At 35.8% G+C, this 20,065-nt stretch carries 18 protein-coding genes; 8 read left to right on the forward strand and 10 right to left on the reverse strand.

Annotated features, from left to right (window positions below; translation table 11 throughout):
* Positions 1–78 precede the first annotated feature (78 nt).
* Positions 79–1,269, forward strand: coding sequence for an elongation factor Tu (gene tuf, locus AOY20_RS06940; RefSeq protein WP_054580458.1), 1,191 nt, complete (start codon positions 79–81; stop codon positions 1,267–1,269).
* Between the two features lie 142 nt (positions 1,270–1,411).
* Positions 1,412–1,870 (forward strand): ribosomal protein S18-alanine N-acetyltransferase, encoded by a 459-nt coding sequence (gene rimI / locus AOY20_RS06945; protein ID WP_054581182.1) that lies wholly within the window; start codon positions 1,412–1,414, stop codon positions 1,868–1,870.
* Between the two features lie 10 nt (positions 1,871–1,880).
* On the opposite strand, the gene AOY20_RS06950 is transcribed toward rimI, so the two are convergent.
* From AOY20_RS06950 to trxB, 4 genes are all read right to left on the reverse strand, one after another.
* On the reverse strand, positions 1,881–2,696 hold the full coding sequence (locus AOY20_RS06950) for an arginyltransferase (RefSeq protein WP_054581183.1): 816 nt from the start codon (positions 2,694–2,696) through the stop codon (positions 1,881–1,883).
* A gap of 21 nt (positions 2,697–2,717) precedes the next feature.
* Positions 2,718–3,446 (reverse strand): leucyl/phenylalanyl-tRNA--protein transferase, encoded by a 729-nt coding sequence (gene aat, locus AOY20_RS06955; protein WP_054581184.1) that lies wholly within the window; start codon positions 3,444–3,446, stop codon positions 2,718–2,720.
* A gap of 66 nt (positions 3,447–3,512) precedes the next feature.
* Entirely contained in the window at positions 3,513–5,063 is a 1,551-nt protein-coding gene (locus tag AOY20_RS06960; protein ID WP_054581185.1) for a methyltransferase regulatory domain-containing protein, read from the reverse strand.
* Positions 5,064–5,238: 175 nt separating this feature from the next.
* The gene (trxB, locus tag AOY20_RS06965; protein ID WP_054581186.1) at positions 5,239–6,192 is read right to left on the reverse strand and encodes a thioredoxin-disulfide reductase; all 954 of its coding nucleotides are present in this window, start codon (positions 6,190–6,192) and stop codon (positions 5,239–5,241) included.
* 249 nt (positions 6,193–6,441) lie between these two features.
* On the opposite strand from trxB, the gene AOY20_RS06970 reads away from it, so the two are divergent.
* On the forward strand, positions 6,442–9,462 hold the full coding sequence (locus AOY20_RS06970) for a DNA translocase FtsK (protein ID WP_054582557.1): 3,021 nt from the start codon (positions 6,442–6,444) through the stop codon (positions 9,460–9,462).
* A 61-nt stretch (positions 9,463–9,523) separates the two neighbouring features.
* Positions 9,524–10,429: an AEC family transporter gene (locus AOY20_RS06975; RefSeq protein WP_171250440.1), complete on the forward strand. Its 906-nt coding sequence runs from the start codon at positions 9,524–9,526 to the stop codon at positions 10,427–10,429.
* Between the two features lie 73 nt (positions 10,430–10,502).
* Here the strand turns inward: AOY20_RS06975 and AOY20_RS06980 are convergent, their stop codons facing one another.
* The 6 genes from AOY20_RS06980 to AOY20_RS07005 all read right to left on the reverse strand — a co-directional run bounded on the left by AOY20_RS06980 (position 10,503) and on the right by AOY20_RS07005 (position 14,929).
* Positions 10,503–10,790 (reverse strand): PA4642 family protein, encoded by a 288-nt coding sequence (locus AOY20_RS06980; RefSeq protein ID WP_054581188.1) that lies wholly within the window; start codon positions 10,788–10,790, stop codon positions 10,503–10,505.
* A gap of 133 nt (positions 10,791–10,923) precedes the next feature.
* Positions 10,924–11,196 carry a cell division topological specificity factor MinE gene (minE, locus tag AOY20_RS06985; protein WP_054581189.1) on the reverse strand — a complete coding sequence of 91 codons (273 nt, stop codon included), beginning with the start codon at positions 11,194–11,196 and terminating at the stop codon, positions 10,924–10,926.
* A 1-nt stretch (position 11,197) separates the two neighbouring features.
* A complete protein-coding gene (gene minD, locus AOY20_RS06990; RefSeq protein WP_054581190.1) occupies positions 11,198–12,010 on the reverse strand; it encodes a septum site-determining protein MinD in 813 nt (270 codons plus the stop codon).
* A gap of 63 nt (positions 12,011–12,073) precedes the next feature.
* A complete protein-coding gene (gene minC, locus AOY20_RS06995; RefSeq protein ID WP_054581191.1) occupies positions 12,074–12,802 on the reverse strand; it encodes a septum site-determining protein MinC in 729 nt (242 codons plus the stop codon).
* 121 nt (positions 12,803–12,923) lie between these two features.
* Entirely contained in the window at positions 12,924–13,985 is a 1,062-nt protein-coding gene (locus tag AOY20_RS07000; protein WP_054581192.1) for a hypothetical protein, read from the reverse strand.
* Positions 13,986–13,993: 8 nt separating this feature from the next.
* A complete protein-coding gene (locus tag AOY20_RS07005; protein ID WP_054581193.1) occupies positions 13,994–14,929 on the reverse strand; it encodes an acyltransferase in 936 nt (311 codons plus the stop codon).
* A 230-nt stretch (positions 14,930–15,159) separates the two neighbouring features.
* Here AOY20_RS07005 and AOY20_RS07010 point away from each other — a divergent pair, with 230 nt between their 5' ends.
* The 4 genes from AOY20_RS07010 (at position 15,160) to AOY20_RS07025 (ending at position 20,063) form a co-directional block, all read left to right on the forward strand.
* The gene (locus AOY20_RS07010; protein ID WP_054581194.1) at positions 15,160–15,807 is read left to right on the forward strand and encodes a YiaD family glycine zipper/OmpA-like lipoprotein; all 648 of its coding nucleotides are present in this window, start codon (positions 15,160–15,162) and stop codon (positions 15,805–15,807) included.
* Positions 15,808–15,937: 130 nt separating this feature from the next.
* Positions 15,938–17,977, forward strand: coding sequence for a UvrD-helicase domain-containing protein (locus AOY20_RS07015; protein WP_054581195.1), 2,040 nt, complete (start codon positions 15,938–15,940; stop codon positions 17,975–17,977).
* A gap of 32 nt (positions 17,978–18,009) precedes the next feature.
* Positions 18,010–18,462 (forward strand): dUTP diphosphatase, encoded by a 453-nt coding sequence (dut, locus tag AOY20_RS07020; RefSeq protein ID WP_054581196.1) that lies wholly within the window; start codon positions 18,010–18,012, stop codon positions 18,460–18,462.
* A 176-nt stretch (positions 18,463–18,638) separates the two neighbouring features.
* Positions 18,639–20,063, forward strand: a complete 1,425-nt coding sequence (locus AOY20_RS07025) for a phosphomannomutase/phosphoglucomutase (protein ID WP_054581197.1) — start codon at positions 18,639–18,641, stop codon at positions 20,061–20,063.
* Positions 20,064–20,065 lie beyond the last annotated feature (2 nt).

The following is a 20,065-nucleotide window of genomic DNA, read 5'->3' on the forward strand; positions in this document are numbered from 1 at the left end:
CCCACTAACTCATAGTTTTTAAAAAAACCAAGTGCTCATGGAGCGATCCTCCATGAGTAGTTTACAAAGGAAGATCTCATGGCTAAGGCTAAGTTTGAACGTAATAAGCCACACGTTAACGTGGGCACAATTGGTCACGTTGACCATGGTAAAACTACTTTAACAGCTGCAATCGCAACTGTTTGTGCGAAGAAATTCGGTGGTGAAGCTAAAGACTACGCTGCAATCGACTCTGCACCAGAAGAAAAAGCACGTGGTATTACAATTAATACTTCACACGTAGAATACGATTCTCCAACTCGTCACTACGCTCACGTAGACTGCCCAGGACACGCCGATTATGTTAAAAACATGATCACTGGTGCTGCTCAAATGGACGGTGCGATCCTTGTATGTGCTGCGACTGATGGTCCAATGCCACAAACTCGTGAACACATCCTTCTTTCTCGCCAAGTAGGTGTACCATACATCGTTGTATTCTTAAACAAATGCGACCTTGTTGATGACGAAGAATTACTTGAATTAGTAGAAATGGAAGTTCGTGAACTTCTTTCTACTTATGACTTCCCAGGTGATGACACTCCAGTTATCCGTGGTTCTGCTCTTGCTGCACTTAACGGTGAAGCTGGTCAGTTTGGCGAAGACGCAGTTGTTGCTCTTGTTGAAGCGCTTGATTCTTACATTCCAGAGCCAGAGCGTGCTATCGACCAAGCATTCTTAATGCCAATCGAAGACGTATTCTCTATCTCAGGTCGTGGTACAGTTGTAACTGGCCGTGTTGAGACTGGTATCGTTAAAGTAGGCGAAGAAGTTGAAATCGTTGGTATTAAAGATACAGTTAAAACAACTGTAACTGGCGTAGAAATGTTCCGTAAACTTCTTGACGAAGGTCGTGCGGGCGAGAACTGTGGTGTTCTTCTACGTGGTACTAAACGTGAAGACGTTCAACGTGGTCAAGTACTTGCTAAACCAGGTGCAATCAAACCGCATACTAAATTCGACGCAGAAGTATATGTACTTTCTAAAGAAGAAGGTGGTCGTCATACTCCATTCCTTAACGGTTACCGTCCACAGTTCTACTTCCGTACAACTGACGTAACTGGTGCTATCTCTCTTAAAGATGGCGTAGAAATGGTTATGCCTGGTGACAACGTAGAAATGTCAGTAGAATTAATCCACCCAATCGCAATGGACGCTGGTTTACGCTTCGCGATCCGTGAAGGTGGTCGTACAGTTGGTGCTGGTGTAGTTGCTAAAGTAATTGCATAATCACTAAATGTGTGAAAAAGGCATCCTTTTAGGATGCCTTTTTTTATGTCTGAATTTAGTGCAATTAAGGCTGTGAGCTATATCAATTTTTGCGAAGAAATTAATATAATGCGACCATTACAATTGAAATAAGTTAACGAAGATGATTCGGTTAATGAATAATACTGATGTTAGATCGGTAACTAATATTGAATATAAAGTTCAAACACATCCTTGGACAATGAAGCAGTTCGAGGAGGCTGTACAAACTTATCAAAGTACAGTTATTGAAGAAGATGGAAAAGTAATAGGCTTTTGCATTTTACAACCTGTATTAGATGAAGCAAATTTGCTATTAATGGCTGTCGATCCTGATTTTCAGGGTAAGGGTTATGGTTATAAATTATTAGAAGAATCAATAAACCTACTTAAAAATAGCCCAGTACAAATATTTTTAGAGGTAAGAGAAAGTAATGTTGCTGCTATTGCTTTATATGAAAAAGCTGGATTTCATCAAATAGATCTTAGAAAAAACTATTATCCGAATCCAGATGGTTCACGAGAGCATGCAGTTATTATGGTGAAATCTTGTAGTGATGATTTTGCTAGCTTATTTAAATAATCATTGATCTTTATTTTATAATTGGGCTATTCCAACCAGAGGGTAGAGTAGTCATCAATGAGTTACCCAATTGATTGATTTCATCCTCAGTTAATATTTTATTTAATTTTCGCCATTGACCATCTAGAAGTAATTCAAGTGGAATATATTGAGATTTATAGTTCATTTTCTTGGAATGTGGAACCCAGTAACCTAAGTAGACATATTGAAGTCCAATTTGTTTAGCATATTCTATTTGTTGGAGAACAGCAAAAGTTCCCAAAGAGCGATGACTTTCTTCTGGATCAAAAAAAGTATAAACAGCAGAAATTCCATCATCGAGCTGGTCGCAAGTTGATACAGCTATTAACTTTTGGTCAAGCCAAAACTCTATAAAAAAACTGTCGGTACAACTTTGTACTAAAAATTTATCAAATTGTTCTCGTGATGGTGGATACATATCACCATCTGAGTGGCGTGCAATGATATAGCGTTCATAAAGTTCATAATGCTGATCATTAGCATAGACTGTAGATGTAATGGTGTAACGTAAATCCTGATTCTTTTTATACGCCTTTTTTTGACTGCTATTCATTATAAATTCTGCAACAGGCACGCGAGAAGATAGGCATTGGCGACATAGATGGCATTCTGGTCTATATGTGAAATCTCCACTTCTTCTAAATCCCACACGCGAAAGTTCAGAAAGTGTAACAACATCAATTTTATGTGCTGGGTCTAGAAATACCATACGAGATGATTTATTTTCCAAATAGCTACAATCATGAGGTGGCGTAATGTAGTACTGTAATTCATTGAGCAATGATTTAGGTTCATAAGAATTCATATCAAGCTCCCTCTTTATTTTTCATTTTATGAATAAAGCATTATTTTCTGCGATGCTTTTACTTGAAAATACACTGTCTTGATATTTTTTCCAATCTATAGGTGTTTCATTTACAACAATTTGTAACGATTTTAGATAATCTTGGCGAGAAATTGTACTAGCACCTAAGCTAAGTAAGTGTTCATTTACAAGTTGACAGTCAATCCATGGAAGGTGATTCTCGTTACCAATCAACATTAAAGTATAAAAAGCCATTTTAGATACATCGGTACGAGTACTAAACATAGATTCACCAAAGCAGCCTTGTCCAATATTGATACCGTATAATCCACCAACAATTTTGTTATTTTCCCATACTTCAATGCTGTATCCATAGCCATATTTAAACATTTGACAATAGGCTTGAATGATATCTTCACTGATCCATGTTTCATTAGCATATGCACGAGGAAGCGAGCAAGAACGAATTACGGTTTCAAATGCATGATTGATGGTAATTTTATAATTGAACTTTTTCATGTTTCTAAGCAAAGATTTACTTGGCTTGTAATGATTTGGATTGATCACACATCTAGGTTCTGGAGACCACCAATAAATAGGTTCGCCTTCTGAAAACCAAGGGAATAGTCCGTGTGTATATGCTTCATATAACGTAGAAGGGGATAGGTCTGCACCTATACAAATAAGACCCTCTCCTTCAGAATCGACTTCTGAAGGATTTGGAAATATGAACTGTGATTGGGATAGCATATGATTTGGCAAAATTTTTATATTCGATCAATCAATACTAACGAAAGATAATGTAATAATTCAATCCTAATAAAAGAGTCTTAATTTTTTTGCAATTTTGATACTGTCACTTTCCATGAAGGTTTTTGCTTTTCCTTTTAAAATTTTTAAGCTTTCATTTGTATTTGAAATAGCATCACCTTTTGAGTTAAGAATATACCAACCTAAATTTGAAAGTGTATTTTGTACAAATTGAGCAAGATCATTTACAGATTTCATTTCATACATAAAATGTGCTTTATATAATAATTGAGTAATATTATCTGTAAAAATACCCATTCCAGAATAAGGATTGGTTAAAGCTTGATAATTATGATGAAAACTTGCTTGTTCTAAAATATAGAGATTAAGTGCTTGTGATCTTTTAATAATTTCTTCTGTTGGTTGATTCATACATGGTTGAGCAATTCCTAAATGGCACCAAATTATGAGAGCATTGAGAATTTTTACATAATTCAGATTTGGTAATTGCTTTTCAATTTCTTCGATAGTTAATGGTTGATATTCTGCTTTTTTAAAGCATTCACCTAAAGGCTGGTAGATATCTAGCAATAAGTCAAATTCACCTAAATGTCCTTTTATTGTTTTTGGATGAAGTTCTGGTGCTAATAACAATGAGAAAGGAGTTTTACGTAATCGTTCTTGTATTTGCGAAGGTGTTAGGCTGACTTTTCCACGAATAAATAGATCTCTTCTAAATTGAGTATTATTGAAATAATCGCGACATTGTTCTTTAAAAATAGGATGTTCAATTTGCTCTAAAAATGCCTGATGTGCTTCGCTTAAGTTAATTTTATCTAAGTTTGTATTTAAATCGATTGAACCTGCAAAACTGAGCTTGATTTCATCAAATAATCTAACAATTTGTTGGAATGAAAAACATTGCCAATCTTGGTTAAGATATTCATGAATTAAATAATTTGGGTTACTATTTTTTAATTCTTGTAGCCGTGAGAGTGCATTGGGATTATTAATAGAAAAAGTTGGTTTTTGTTCTAGAAGCTTTTCACTAAATTCTAAAGCTTCTTTCACTTTTTGAATTGGATTTGTACTTGTACTATTAAATTTAAAATAACTATAAAAAAGTTCACGAATTGGCATATTTGCAGCCCATCCTGTCACGCAGTTATAGCTGATATAAACGACACCATTTGGTTTTAGGAATTTTCGAATGAATTTTAAAATAATGAGTTGGTTTTCATAGCTAATCCAACTCCAAATACCATGTAAGCTGATACTATCAAAAAGAGGTAGATCTTCTGAAAGTAACTCCTCAAAACTATGGTCATAAAAGCGTTGATGAGTCTGAGCTTGTTCTGCAAGCATATTGGCATGGGCAGCATGAGCTGGATTGAAGTCAGTCCCAAAAAATTGTCCTAAGTGGCTTGCAGCATGGATATTTAAACTAACACCTTGTCCAAAACCTAACTCACAATGTGTATGACCTTCGGTTTCTTTTGGGGTATCTATACCATTTAGCAATAAGCAGAATTTTTGATAGTTAGGACTTAACTCTTTGTAATAGCCATAGGTATAGTTAACTTCAGTTTGATAACCATTGGTCCAATGTGTTGTCATTGTATGATCCTTTTTATATTGTGGCAGTTTGTTATTTTTAACTTTATTTATACGATTATTTAGTTGCTGTTTTCATTGAGTTTTTATCAGTAACTTTTGTAGTTATAAATGATTTGTGAATAAAAGAAAACCACCGATTTAGGTGGTTTTCTATATTTTTGAATTTAAATGAAAATTAGTCAGATAAACCATCTAAATATTTTTCTGCATCAAGTGCCGCCATACAACCAGAACCTGCTGAAGTAATTGCTTGACGATAAACACTATCTGCAACATCACCAGCTGCGAATACACCTGGAATAGATGCTGCAGTTGCATTACCAGAAGTACCACTTTGAACTTGGATGTAGCCGTCACGTAAGTTTAATTGACCTTCAAACATTGTTGTATTTGGTTTGTGACCAATTGCAACAAATAGACCTTGAACATCTACGTCTTGAGTTGATTCATCAGTTGTTGATTTTAGGCGGACAGATGTAACACCTGTGTTGTCACCAAGTACTTCATCAACTTGATTATTCCAAAGAATGCTGATTTTTCCTTCTTTTTCTTTTTCAAATATATGATCTTGTAGAATCTTTTCTGAACGTAAAGAATCACGACGGTGAACTAATGTTACATGAGATGCAATATTTGAAAGATATAGTGCTTCTTCTACAGCAGTGTTACCACCACCCACAACCATTACTTTTTGGTTTTTATAGAAGAAACCATCGCAAGTTGCACAAGCACTTACACCTTGTCCCATGAATTTTACTTCAGACTCTAGACCTAAATATTGAGCTGTTGCACCAGTCGCAATAATTAATGCATCACAAGTAAACTCTTCCATATCGCCTTTGAGAACGAATGGGCGAACGCTAAGGTCTACTTCATTAATATGGTCATATACAATTTCTGTTCCAAAACGTTCAGCATGTGCTTGCATACGTTCCATAAGTGCGGGGCCAGTTAAACCTTCTGGATCACCAGGCCAGTTATCGACTTCAGTAGTAGTTGTTAATTGACCACCAAGTTGTAAACCTGCGATGAGAGTTGGCTTTAAGTTTGCACGAGCAGCATAAACTGCAGCACTGTAACCTGCTGGGCCTGAGCCTAAAATAATTAGACGTGAGTGACGAGCGCTCATCAGTGTAATCCTTTTTTTATTTAGAAATTTATGAAATTATACGTGAAAGTACATAACTGTGGGGGGAGTTTCAAGTTGATATTATTGATCAAGCAAATCGATTTGAGCTATATAGAATAAGTTAACAACATACGTAAATAATATTGCATCATTTTTTGATTAACGAGTGCATAATAGCAGACATTGTAAATATGCATAGTTTAAACTCTGCAACAAAAACATGATGAATAAATGGTTACAGGACAGTATATGACTGCGGTGTCGAGTACATATGTACAGCGCTTAATAGTGACAATATTTTTAATCTCATTTGGGATTTATCTTTTTCTTGCAACTGTGACTTATACACCATTTGATCCAGGATGGATGCACATATCTAGTGATACTCGCACTGTCTCAAATGCAAGTGGTGTTGCTGGTGCATGGATTGCAGATTTGTTGTTTGGTTTTTTAGGGTGGGCAAGTTTACTTATTCCTATTTACTTCTTTGTTGAGGCAATTCAATTATGGTGGCCTCATAGCTTTTTAAATCGCCCATTTAGATATGCAGCACAGTTTTTTATTGTTTTGGCAACTTCAAGTCTACTTTACTTATTTTGGGAAGTTCCTGCTGATACCTTAGATAATGCTTCAGGTGGCATCATTGGTTATGAGCTTGGAGAGAGTTTAAGTCAAGTACTGACTATTTATGGTGCGAGTATTTTTCTCATTGCTTTTTTGATTACTATATTCACTTTAGCTTTTGGAGTGAAATGGAATAAAACTTGGGCAACATTAAAAGCCACACCAGCCTATTTACAAGATTTATTTTATCGAGATATTCCAAAGTCAGATCAAGAGTTTGAAACATCAAAAGCTACTGTTCAAAAAACAGTAATTGCTACTGCACCTCAAAATATAGAAGAATCGGAAAAATTAGAAGAAAAAGAGATTGTTCCTGAAACTAATCAGACAGTTGTTGTTGATCAAGCAGCACATCGTTTATTTGATGATATGGTTGAACGAGAAACAGTTCAAAATACCAATATTGCGGAACATGAGGCACAATTAGAGGCAACGATTGCAAAGGCACATGAAGTTTTAAAAGAAACTGAAGATCGTGTTGTATCAACAGGCGAGGTATGGCGTGCAGTTGCAGGAGATGATTCTGTACAGCAACATAAAGAAGATATTAATGAGCTGCTTAAAGCTTCTCAAGATACGAATATACAAGTCGAACCAGTTAGATCTGAAAGCTCAGCATCTTTAAGAGAAACCACAACATCTCAAGTGCATACCAATATTGATTGGAATGATGATCAAGTATTTGATGAGTTATTGGCTGCTGTACCAAATCAAAAAACAGCAGAAATTCATAGCCCATTTAATACTGAATCTAAGTCTCATTTAGCAGATGAGTTAACAGCACTTGCTGCTGCAGCTACGGCTGAACCAGTAAGTCATCTTGCTACGACTGAAAAATTGACAGATCAAGGTTTTGAATCATTTGATGATTTATTAAGAGAAGATTCTAATGAAAGTGGTCAAAAATCTTCATTAAGTTATGCTCAATCTTCACCCTTTGTTAAAGCTGAAATTCAACATGAGATTAATACGGCTTATGTTTCTGAAGATGAAAAAGCTTTAATTAGTAGTGATAAAGATGCATTTAGAGAAGCTTGGCAGGAAACAGCCGGTGTAGCTGAAGATGAAAAATTAGAAGATGATTTTGATCTAGATGCTCCACTGACCGATGCATATGGACGTCCATTGTCTCGTGCGATGCAAGTTGCACAAAAACGTAAAGATTTACCAACTCTGCCTGGACTAGAAATTCTAGATAAAGTTGATCCAAATAAAAAAGTGAATTTCACTGCGGAACAATTGGCTCGACTCTCTGAACTTCTTGAAATTAAATTACAAGAGTTTAATGTCAAAGCGAAGGTGATGGAGGCCCAACCGGGACCTGTTGTTACACGGTTTGAACTTGATTTAGCACCAGGTGTTAAAGCTTCAAAAGTTACAAATATTTCACGTGATTTAGCGCGATCAATGTCAATGGCATCTGTTCGTGTTGTAGAGGTTATTCCAGGTAAACCATATATTGGCATTGAAGTACCAAACAGTACACGTGAAATGGTACGTTTAATTGAGTTACTTGAAACACCTGCATATCGTGATCCAAATGCATTACTTAGTATGGCAATGGGGAAAGATATTTCGGGTAATCCTGTATTAGCTGATTTAGCGAAAGCACCGCATATGCTTGTTGCAGGTACGACAGGCTCAGGTAAATCTGTAGCTGTGAATGCAATGTTATTATCGATGTTGCTGAAATATACACCTGAGCAGCTTCGTTTAATTATGATTGATCCTAAGCAATTAGAATTGGCGAACTATAATGATATTCCACATTTGTTAACACCAGTTGTGACTGATATGAAAGATGCAGTAAGTGCATTAAATTGGTGTGTTAATGAAATGGAACGACGTTATAAACTTATGTCATTATTAAAAGTACGTAAGTTAACTGATTATAACCGTAAGGTTGAAGAAGCGATTGCAAATGGTGAAGATTTAATTGACCCTACATGGAAGCCAGATGACTCAGCAACACAAAGCCGAGCTCCTCGTTTACAACCAATGCCATTGATCGTAATTGTTGCTGACGAATTTGCAGATATGATTATGCAAGTTGGTAAGAAAGCAGAAGAAATGATTACTCGTCTTGCACAAAAATCTCGTGCAGCAGGGATTCATTTATTACTTGCAACACAACGACCAACGGTTGATGTTGTAACAGGTTTAATTAAAGCCAATATTCCTACTCGTGCAGCATTACGTGTAAATAGTAAGTTAGATTCACGAACCATTTTAGATGCTGGTGGTGCAGAAGACTTGTTAGGCCACGGTGATATGTTATTTCTTGGACCAGGAAAAATTGAGCCTGAACGTGTGCATGGTGCATTTATCTCTGATGATGAAGTAAACCGTATATGTGATGCATGGCGTGAACGAGGTGAGCCAAATTATGTGGATGAAATTTTAACGCCATATGATGAGGAACCAAGTTCACGTGGTTTTGAAGATGGAGAGGGAGCGCCAGATCGTGATGCACTTTATGATCAATGTGTTTCATTTGTATTAGAGACAAGAAAAGCATCAACCTCATCTTTACAAAGAAAGTTTAGCTTGGGTTATAACCGAGCTGCACGCATTATCGATCAAATGGAAGAGAACGGAATTGTTAGTGCTATGGGAGCAAACGGAAAACGAGAAATTCTCGTATAATTGTTTCTTAAATGAAGAGCCTGCGTGAGCAGGCTTTTTTAAAGATAGATGTATTGAGACAATAATGAATATATTAATTGCACTATTTCCGCTTGTTTCCTTAATTGCGGTTGGGTGTATTTTGAAAAAAACTCGATTTCTCACAGATGGATTTTGGGGAAATTCGGAAAAATTAAATTACTATGTTTTATTTCCTGCATTACTATTTTTGAATATTTCAAAAGTTGAACTTAATCTTGATACAGTTTCAAGTTTAATTATGGTGTTAGGAGTAGTAACTATCGGTGTTGCTATTTTTTTATGGAGTTTAAAAAAATATTATCAGACTCCCATAACAAGATTTGGCGTTTATGTACAAAGCCAATTACGGTTTAATACCTATATTGGTCTCTCTTTAGTTGCCATGCTTTCAGGTACTAAAGGTATGCAGATGTTTTCAATGTTAATTGCTGTTGCTATACCATTAGTAAACATTATTTCTGTATTGTCATTTTCTACAGTTAATGCTGAAAATTTACGTAAAACTTGTTTTGCAATTTTAAAAAACCCACTCATTTTAGGTTGTGTAGTTGGTGTTATTTTTAATTTTCTCAATTTGAATTTATTTGAAGGGATAGAGCGGTTACTTGGTTTATTTGCGGCAATGAGTTTACCCTTAGGCTTGCTATCTGTAGGTGCTGCGTTACAGTTTAATCAAATAAAAACAGATATTAAGCGTTTAAGCCTAAATGTATTTGGTCGCTTGTTGATGATGCCATTACTTGCATTTTTCACATGTTATTGTTTTGGTTTAAATCAGTTTGAGACGACCATTTTAGTTACTTATTTTGCTTTACCTACAGCATCTGCCTCTTATATTTTAACAAAAGTTTATGCCGGGGATGATCGTTTGATGGCAGCAGTGATTAGCTTACAAACAGTATTTTTTATTGTGACGTATCCAGTCTTAGTGGAAATATTGCTTTGAATTATTCTTAATTAAATTAAAAAAGCCTGCATGTTATGCAGGCTTTTTATTTATAGAAAATTTTAAATAAAACTTAAGCAAATTTTGCAAGCACTTCTAAAAAGCCATCTTTTTGACGAGGAAACTTCGCAATAACCTCATGAATACGTTGACCTTCTAAATTGGTGGCATTGAGATCACGACCATCTGCAACGAATTTTGTCAAGAGACGTTCATAATCAGCAGGGCGCATATGTTTATATGCATGGTAAAGTACATGGAAATCTGCATTCACGCCTTCAGGAGGAAGCTGATTAAGGTAGGCAAATACACGCTCATCTGACCATTCTTCGTTGAACGTTGCTGGTTGTGATAATGCCATTGCAATCTCCTAAATATATTCGTTTCAAGGTTTAAAAAAGGCAAAATACTTGTACGGCAAGGGAAAGGGATCTTTCCTAAACTTGCTGTGTATTTTGCCTTGATTCAATGCAGTTGACTAATCAGAAATCAAATTATCGCTCTTCAGGCAAATTGATATTCATTTCAAGCATTTCAATGTTTGCTTCTGAACGAACAGACATTTGAATATGTTGTTCATCTACACCGCGAACATAGCGATTAACCACTTGCATGATCTCTTTTTTCATTTGATCAATTTTGTCTTGACTCAAACGTCTACCTAAGCCTTGTTCAGAGGCTACAATGACTTTTAAACGATCTTTAGCTGTTTGAGCACTTGATGGTTTATCTTCACTGCTGAAAAGTTTACTCCAAAAACCTGCCATTTTAAGCTCCAAATAATCGTGCTAACCAGCCTTTTGGTTTAGCCGTAATATGGCGATATTCTCTTTCTTCACCTAAAAAACGAGCGACAAGATCATCATATGCTTGGCCTGCAGTTTCATCTTGATAAAGGATGACAGGTTTACCTTCATTTGATGCTTGTAAAACGCTTTTACATTCAGGAATAACGCCTAATGTTGGAATACGTAAAATATCTTTGGAAATGTCATCAATAGTTAACATTTCTTGTTTATCAGCACGTTCAGGGTTGTAACGTGTGATACAAAGATGTTTACGAATTCGCCCCTCATTTTGTTCTACTTTTTTTGTTTTACTGTCGAGCATGCCGATAATACGATCGGAATCTCGTACTGAAGAAATTTCAGGGTTAGTTACAATAATTGCTTCATCAGCATGATACATGGCTAAAATAGCACCACGTTCAATACCAGCAGGTGAATCACAAATAATATAATCAAACTCTTGAGAAAGTTCATCCATTACACGCGCAACACCCTCATCTGTTAGAGCATCTTTATCACGTGTTTGTGAAGCAGGTAATATATAAAGATTTTCAAGGTCTTTATCACGAATTAAAGCTTGTTGTAATCTTGCTTCGTTATTTAATACGTTAACAAAATCATAAACTACACGACGTTCGCAACCCATGATTAAATCTAAATTACGTAAGCCAACGTCAAAATCGATCACAACAGTTTTGTGACCGCGCTGGGCTAAACCTGTTGCAAAAGATGCGCTAGTCGTAGTTTTTCCTACGCCGCCTTTGCCTGATGTTACGACAACAATTTTCGCCACCGAATCCACTCCTGTTATGGTTAAATCCCCATATTGTTTGGGGTTTTAGGTGTTATTTATATATTAAAACTGAAGAGCATCAAAAACGAGCTCTTGATTATCATTTAAATAGATATGTACAGATTTTTTCACCACATCAGGTGGTATATCATCTGCTACGCAGTATGTCCCTGCAATAGAGACTAATTCAGCCTCGAGTGAATGGCAGAATATTCTTGCTGAAGTATTTCCTCCAGCACCAGCAATAACTCTTCCACGTACACTACCATAGATGTGTATATTTCCAGAAGCAATTACTTCAGAACCGCTATTAATTCCTGCATTTATAATAATATCACCCTGATTTTGCACCAAGCACTGACCAGTTCTTAAAATTTCATCATGATAAGACGTTACATGAGAAATAATAGGGGGAGGAATAATTTCTGGTTTTTTTGAGTCTTGAGGTAATTCCTCTGGCACTTCAATTTTGACTTCAACAACTTGCTCTTTTTTAGCTTTTACTTGCTGTAAATGGCGATCAGGCGGTATTACAGGAAATTGAATAGCACGAGCTTGATCAGCTAAGATGCCTTCAGTGACTGCCATTGGTTGTAAATCTAGATCAATAAGAAGTTGAATGAGAGCAATAAGCTCTTGTTCAACAGAGCTCTCAATTACAGCGAGTGTTCCTTGCGGTGCTGTTTTCTCAAGCATAGGTGCTAATTGCTGTCGGATTGCATCATGATCACTTGTATCTAGGCTAATGCGAATAGCATTGACCATTCTGCCTTTTATCCGGATATCAGCCATATTTATTCCTTTAGACTTCTGACAGTTAGTGGTGGTTGAGGTAGAGTTATTAAATAAGAACAAATGCTAGAACAAATTTAATGATTTCTCTAGCGCCAGAAGTAAATTATTTTGCATTTGCTCACTCTTTGTTGTGTAGAGATTCATTTTTGCTTTCTTCAAGTATTTGTTGCCATTGTTTCACTTTTACTTGCTGTTGAATAGCATCAAGACTTTGGAAAACTACAGATTCTACAAGTTGTTCAATATGTGGATTATTTTCGATTGGGATTTGACTGATTTTTTCAGAAATTAAACGGTAAGATGTATTGTCAGATTGTGCATTTGTCGTAAAAGGTTGTATAAGCCCTTGGGTAATATTTTCACCTAATCGTTGACCAATACTTTGAATTTGTTGTTCAATTCGACTACCTACAATTGGGATTAAACGTAGCAATTGCGTAAGCTCAGGTGTATCTTCAATTGCTTTGTTTACAATTTGCCCCACATCTTGTGCAATAAGTTTGCGTTGCTGTTGTAATTCTTTACCGAGATGTTCTTGCAGAATATCGGTTAAACTGATTGCTAAAAGTTCACGATGTTGGTTAATAATATTTGAAATAAGCTGTTTATGCGTGGTGCTCGTGGTTAATTCTTTTCGAATACCCGATAACACAGTAAGTACAATACGGCTAGTGAGTTCTTCCATTACAAGGTTGTAATAAAAGTTGGCTTGTTTATACCAACTTTTTGGGAAAATTTGATACCCATGCTCATGTAGCTGATAGGCAATTACACCAGCACGTAATAATCGTAAGAAACGCAATTGTGGAATAACCGCTAGAATTTCGTACCAATGCACAAATGGAAAAAAGAACCAACGTTGGTGTTGTTTAAAAATAATTGCAATAATCCAGCGAATGGCTAATTCAATAATAAGTAAGCTTGTAAACCAACTTTCAGTAATGACAACCCATGGATTAAGTTCAGTTTTATAATAAACAAGAATTTCAGATATTCTAAATAAATCAAAAAACCAATTGGTGAAGTTGCTCATTAAAATAGCATTTGAGCATAGGCAAAATAAGTTAATAATGATGAGAAACATCATAAAAACATCATAGCCTAAAGCGACCTTCCATCCCCAAGATCCTTCCTTTACAAAGTTAAAGGTTGGATTAATCCGTGGTTTATTATTGCTCATTCTATTCCCTAGCTTACTTCATTTAGGCTGTTTCGTAGGTTTTGCTTCATTTGAGTAATGAGTTGATCTTTTTCTTGCCAAAGCTCATCTACCCAATTTTGAAATCGTTCTTTATAAATAGGATCATCTTCATAATTTCCACCCAATACCCAGTCTGGAATGGAAATCTTACGTAAGTTTACGGCAATACGAGGTACTTCACCTAACCAAAATTCGCCATAATCAGGAACACCGTCAGGATAAACAATAGTCATATCGACTAATGCATCAATTTGGTCACCTAAAATATTTAAAGCAAGTGCTAAACCACCAGCCTTAGGTTTAAGCAAATTTACATACTGAGATTGCTGTTGCTGATGCTTTTCCTTTGTAAAACGAGTACCTTCTAAATAATTGAGTAAAGTAAAAGGTTGACTAAGTAGCTGTTCACACGCTTTTCGAGCTTCATCCATATCACGTGTTTTTAATTCAGGATTTTTTTCAATTTGTATTTTTGTGTGGCGTTTCATCATAGGGAAGCCTAAAATTTTAAAAGCTTGCCCAACAAAGGGAATAAAAATAAGTTCCCACTTTGTAAAAAATCGTGTTAGTGGCATTCGTGTTAAGCCAAAATATTGGTTTACTGTAGTATCAACCCAACTCTGATGGTTACATGTCATTAAATAGCGCCCATTCATATTGAGTTCTAACTCAGGATCTATTTCAATATTCCATTTTGTATTTGGTAAAACATAATCAATTAACCAGTTGTTTATACTTAACCAACTGTTTGTAATTCGAATATTGGTTTCATCTACTTTTTTTGATTTTTTGAATAGTTTCGTGAGTCCAAGAGCGAGAACAGGTGGTCCATGAAAAAATGTACTTCCAGTAATGACAGCGCCAACGGTAAATCCTTTAGAAAGTTTTTTAAAAAAAGGTTGTTTATTTGGAACGCTTGCCATATTTTTCCCTATTAATATATGAAATTTAGTATTTTATATTAAATGCAGTTTCTACTTTTAAAAAGTAAAAGGTAGATGAATAAATTAAAAATATTGTTAATTAAATCTAATAAAGAAGAAATTATGTTGTAAAGTGTAAAAATATTAAGACTTTTTTACAAAAAGTCCATGTTCTATGCATGATTATAGGTCATAATTTATCTACAAAAACACAACAAAGGAGGCATGCAATGCGTGCACTAGCAATTTCAGCAATAGCTGGGGCGATGATTCTTTCAGGTTGCCAAACCACAGGTAATATCGGTGGTGTTGAATATGATAAAACTGCGCTTGGTGCCGTAATTGGTGCAGCAGCAGGTTATGGTATTTCAAAAGGTAATGCTAATACATCTAGTCAAAACAACCGAGCTACAGCTATTGGTGCTATCGTAGGTGGTGCGGCAGGTCTTTACTTAGATAATAAAGAGAAGAAACTTCGTCAACAAATGGCTGGAACAGGCGTAGAAGTTAACCGTAATCCAGATGGTTCGGTTGGTCTAATTATGCCAGGTAACATTACATTTGATACGAACAAATCAAATATTAAGCCTAACTTCTATACAACCTTAGATAAAGTTGCTCAAGTACTTGCTGAAGATAATAAAAGCGGTATTTTAGTAACAGGTTATACTGATAATACGGGTAATGATTCAATTAATATCCCATTATCTCAAGCACGTGCTCAATCTGTAGCAAGTTATATTGCAAGCCGTGGTGTTTCTACTGCTCGTATTAACTCACAAGGTATGGGTTCAGCAAATCCAATTGCTGATAACTCAACTGCTGTAGGTCGTGAACAAAACCGTCGTGTAGAAATCAGTGTTTACGCAATTCAATAATTTGAATATGATTTCAATTTAAAGAACCACCTTCGGGTGGTTTTTTTATGATGATGAAATATGCATTTTGCATTAGGCAAGTTGCCTTGAGATGTCTATAATCACAAGCGGATTAAAAAGAGGAAAGCATATGTCACTTGCAAGTCAACTTAATGACAAGCAACTTGAAGCGATGAAACATACTCAAGGACCCTTGTTAGTGCTTGCAGGGGCTGGTTCAGGTAAGACATCGGTTATTACACGTAAAATTGCTTATTTAGTGAAGCATTGTGGTATTCCTGCACATCGCATTACTGCCATGACCTTTACCAATAAAGCTGCACGTGAAATGAAAGAGCGTGTGACTAAGCTACTTTCTCGTGAAGAGTCAAAAGGTTTATCTGTATCTACCTTTCATACTTTTGGTTTGAATCTATTACGTATTGAACTTCAAAATACACCTTTGAAGCCGAATTTTTCCATTTTAGATGCAGATGATTGCAAACGAATTCTGATGGACTTAATGCACCGCGATAATATGTCAGGTGCAGAAAGTAAAGAACTCATTGCGAGAGCAATGAAAATGATTTCAGACTGGAAAAATGATTTAATTCCACCAGAACAAGCGCATACTACATGTGAAACACCTGAAGATATTCAGATGGCTCATTTGTATCAACTTTATGAGCGTAATTTACGTGCCTATAATGCCGTTGATTTTGATGATTTGATTGTGATGCCAACTCGTCTTTTACAAGAAAATGCAGAGGTTCGTGATCGCTGGCAAAATCGTGTGCGTTATTTATTGGTTGATGAGTATCAAGATACCAACACGGCACAGTATATTTTGGTGAAATTATTAGTTGGTGTGATGGGACAGTTCACTGCGGTGGGTGATGATGATCAATCCATTTATGCATGGCGTGGTGCTAAGCCCGAAAATATGGCTTTGCTTAAAGAAGATTTTAGAAATTTAAAAGTCATTAAATTAGAACAAAATTACCGTTCTACCAGTCGAATTTTAAAAGCGGCCAATACAGTTATTGGAAATAATCCTCATATTTTTGATAAAAAATTATGGTCTGACAAAGGTCATGGTGAAGTCATTCGCGTGATTACTTGCCGTAATGATGATGATGAAGCGGAACGCGTTGTTAAAGATCTCATCACCCATAAATTGATGAATGGTAAAAATTGGAAAGATTATGCGATTTTATATCGTGGTAACTTTCAAGCACGTATATTAGAAACGCAATTACGTCAAATGCAAATCCCATATAAATTATCGGGTGGGCAGTCTTTCTTCGCACGAGCAGAGATTAAAGACATTATGAGTTATTTAAGACTCATTATTAATCCTGAAGATGATAGTGCTTTTTTACGTATTATTAATACGCCAAAACGTGCCATTGGCCCTGTGACTTTAGAAAAGTTGGGTCTATTTGCACAAGAAAATCATTTATCATTATTGACTGCGGCTGGCGATCAGCGTTTAACGATGGTAATGCCTAAAAAGGCAACGACGCAGTTGGCTGAGTTTGCAGATTTTATTGCAGGGTTTACTCGAAATTTATTGGAAGATGATGAGCCGGTTCCGATTATTCGCCAAATGATGTTGGAAGCAGGTTATATCGACTACATTAAAGAAAGTGCGGCAACGCCAGCACAGGAAAAAACGAAACTTGATAATATTGAAATTTTATATAGCAGTATTCAAAGTTTAATTAACCGTGCTGAAGATGTAGACGAAAAAAATATTGAAAGTGTTATTCGTAAAATGGTGTTGCTTGATATGTTGGAGCAACAGCAGGAAGAAGAAGACACAGACAAAGTCAATTTATTGACTTTACATGCTTCGAAAGGTTTAGAGTTTCCATTTGTTTATTTAATTGGTTTGGAAGAAGAAATTCTGCCACATAAGAACTCCATTGTTGCTGAAACGGTCGAAGAAGAACGCCGTTTAATGTATGTGGGAATTACACGTGCACGACAAGGGTTAACCATTACATTGGCTGAACAGCGTAAGGCTGGTGGTCAAATGAAACAGATGACGCCAAGTCGTTTTTTAGATGAGTTACCACAAGATGAACTAGAGTGGCTAGGTCGCAAGAAAAAACTTGCAGGAAACATTGATCCTAAGCTACAAGCTCAACAATATTTAGAAAACTTACGTGCTCTAATTAAACGTTAATTAATTTCCACGAAATAAATAGGAATGAACAGATGAAGGTTCAAGTTAAAGTATTAGATCAGCGTTTAGGTAAAGAATGGCCATTACCAACATATGCAACATCTGGTTCAGCTGGCTTAGATTTACGTGCATGTGTTGATGAAACAACGGTGATTGAACCAGGTCAAACTGTATTGGTTAAAACTGGTTTATCAATTTATATTCAAGATACTAATTTTGCAGGATTAATTTTACCACGCTCAGGTTTAGGTCATAAACATGGTATTGTTTTGGGTAATTTGGTAGGGTTAATCGATTCAGATTACCAAGGTGAGCTTATGGTTTCTGTTTGGAACCGTAGTCAAACTGCATTTAGTTTAGAACCAGGTGAACGCTTGGCTCAATATGTATTAGTTCCTGTTGTTCAGGCAGAATTTGAACAAGTTGAAGAGTTCGTTGCGACAGAACGTGGTGCAGGCGGTTTCGGTCATACTGGAAAAAATTAATTAATTTTAGTTAAGTCATTATATTGCGACAAAGTGAGGTATCATTTTGTCGCATTTTTATTGAAATGTAACTAAAAGTGTACGATTGACTATCTATTCAGCATAAATCGAATTATAGTGATTAGAAGTCAATATTTTAATTGTTTAAAAATCTTCTAATTTTCATTGTCCAGCCTATGACGACTCAGCCACATTCTTTCCCATATTATGTATTTAGAGCCTATGATATTCGAGGAAAGGTCAGTGCACTTACGCCTCAAGTAGTCGAAGCCATTGCTTATGGACTAGTTCTACAATTTAAGAAGAAAAATCAATCTGAAATTGTTTTAGGTTATGACGCACGTTTAAGTAGTCCTGAATATGCAGAAATTATTGTAAAAATATTCGAATTAAATCAATTAAAGGTTCTTCAAATAGGCTGTTGTTCTAGCCCAATGATGTACTATTTTGCTTGTCAAATGGCAGGAAATGGAATTATGGTCACAGCGAGTCATAATCCAAAATCTGATAATGGCTTAAAGTGGATGATTAATGGTTTACCTCCATCGCCTGAAATGATTCAAGATGTAGCGGTTATTGCAAGCGAATGTTATGAAAATATAGCACCATTAAAAAGCCCTAATTTAGAGCATCATATCCATCTTGAATATGGTTTGAAATATCAGCAAGCATTATTGTCTGATATTCACTTACAACGTCCATTTAAAATTATTGTGGATGGCATGAATGGTTCAGCAGGATATCTCGCACAAACAGTATTTGAGAAGTTAGGTTGCCAAGTCATTGCTTTACGATGCGAAGTAAATGGTGAATTTCCAGATCATGCACCAGATCCATCTAAAGAGCAGCATTTAGCCCAGTTAAAAGAAAAGGTTTTAATAGAGCAGGCAGATATTGGTATTGCTTTAGATGGTGATGGTGATCGATTGGTTTTAATTGATGAAAATGCACATTTAATAACAGCAGATCGTATTTTATCTTTATGTGCACAAATGTGTTTATTAAAACAGCCAGCCAAAGAAATTGTATTCGATGTAAAATGTTCAACGATGGTACGAAATACGATTCGTGATTTAGGTGGTATTCCTAAAATGATTCGGACTGGAAGTACATTTTTAAGAAAATATCTTGCGTGCTCGAATGGTGATGCCATTTTTGGTGGTGAATATGCAGGACATTATGTTTTTAACGATGGTCGTGGCTATGGTTATGACGATGGTTTATACGCTGCATTAAGAATTTTAGAATATTTAAGTCTTTCAGATTTTAAAACAGTATCCTCTATTTTTAGTCAATATCCTGAACGTTGTAGCACTGAAGATACTTATATCAGTACATATGCAATTGACCCACAGCAAGTTTTAGATGTGGTGGAATTAAAAAGTCAGGCATTTGATGCACAAATGAGTAAAATAGATGGTATACGTCTTGATTTCGAAGATGGATTTGGCATTATTCGAGCATCAAATACGGGCGAATATTTTACGGTTCGTTTTGATGCAGATAATCCTAGTCGTTTAAAAGATATTCGAGGAGTATTTGCTTCTATGTTAAGTGAAGATTATCCTCAAATTGCCCAAAATATATTAGATGCTCAATAAGG

This window comes from Acinetobacter equi (assembly GCF_001307195.1).
Taxonomy (GTDB): Bacteria; Pseudomonadota; Gammaproteobacteria; order Pseudomonadales; family Moraxellaceae; genus Acinetobacter; species Acinetobacter equi.

Excerpts from the sequence above, each read along its gene's own strand:
- AOY20_RS06970 (WP_054582557.1), top strand. The coding sequence starts at position 6,442 with ATGACTGCGGTGTCGAGTACATATGTACAGCGCTTAATAGTGACAATA.
- minC (WP_054581191.1), bottom strand. The coding sequence starts at position 12,802 with ATGGCTGATATCCGGATAAAAGGCAGAATGGTCAATGCTATTCGCATT.
- AOY20_RS06980 (WP_054581188.1), bottom strand. The coding sequence starts at position 10,790 with ATGGCATTATCACAACCAGCAACGTTCAACGAAGAATGGTCAGATGAG.
- AOY20_RS06950 (WP_054581183.1), bottom strand. The coding sequence starts at position 2,696 with ATGAATTCTTATGAACCTAAATCATTGCTCAATGAATTACAGTACTAC.
- AOY20_RS07000 (WP_054581192.1), bottom strand. The coding sequence starts at position 13,985 with ATGAGCAATAATAAACCACGGATTAATCCAACCTTTAACTTTGTAAAG.
- aat (WP_054581184.1), bottom strand. The coding sequence starts at position 3,446 with ATGCTATCCCAATCACAGTTCATATTTCCAAATCCTTCAGAAGTCGAT.
- tuf (WP_054580458.1), top strand. The coding sequence starts at position 79 with ATGGCTAAGGCTAAGTTTGAACGTAATAAGCCACACGTTAACGTGGGC.
- dut (WP_054581196.1), top strand. The coding sequence starts at position 18,010 with ATGAAGGTTCAAGTTAAAGTATTAGATCAGCGTTTAGGTAAAGAATGG.
- minE (WP_054581189.1), bottom strand. The coding sequence starts at position 11,196 with ATGGCAGGTTTTTGGAGTAAACTTTTCAGCAGTGAAGATAAACCATCA.
- trxB (WP_054581186.1), bottom strand. The coding sequence starts at position 6,192 with ATGAGCGCTCGTCACTCACGTCTAATTATTTTAGGCTCAGGCCCAGCA.
- AOY20_RS06960 (WP_054581185.1), bottom strand. The coding sequence starts at position 5,063 with ATGACAACACATTGGACCAATGGTTATCAAACTGAAGTTAACTATACC.
- AOY20_RS07015 (WP_054581195.1), top strand. The coding sequence starts at position 15,938 with ATGTCACTTGCAAGTCAACTTAATGACAAGCAACTTGAAGCGATGAAA.
- AOY20_RS07010 (WP_054581194.1), top strand. The coding sequence starts at position 15,160 with ATGCGTGCACTAGCAATTTCAGCAATAGCTGGGGCGATGATTCTTTCA.
- rimI (WP_054581182.1), top strand. The coding sequence starts at position 1,412 with ATGATTCGGTTAATGAATAATACTGATGTTAGATCGGTAACTAATATT.
- AOY20_RS07005 (WP_054581193.1), bottom strand. The coding sequence starts at position 14,929 with ATGGCAAGCGTTCCAAATAAACAACCTTTTTTTAAAAAACTTTCTAAA.
- AOY20_RS07025 (WP_054581197.1), top strand. The coding sequence starts at position 18,639 with ATGACGACTCAGCCACATTCTTTCCCATATTATGTATTTAGAGCCTAT.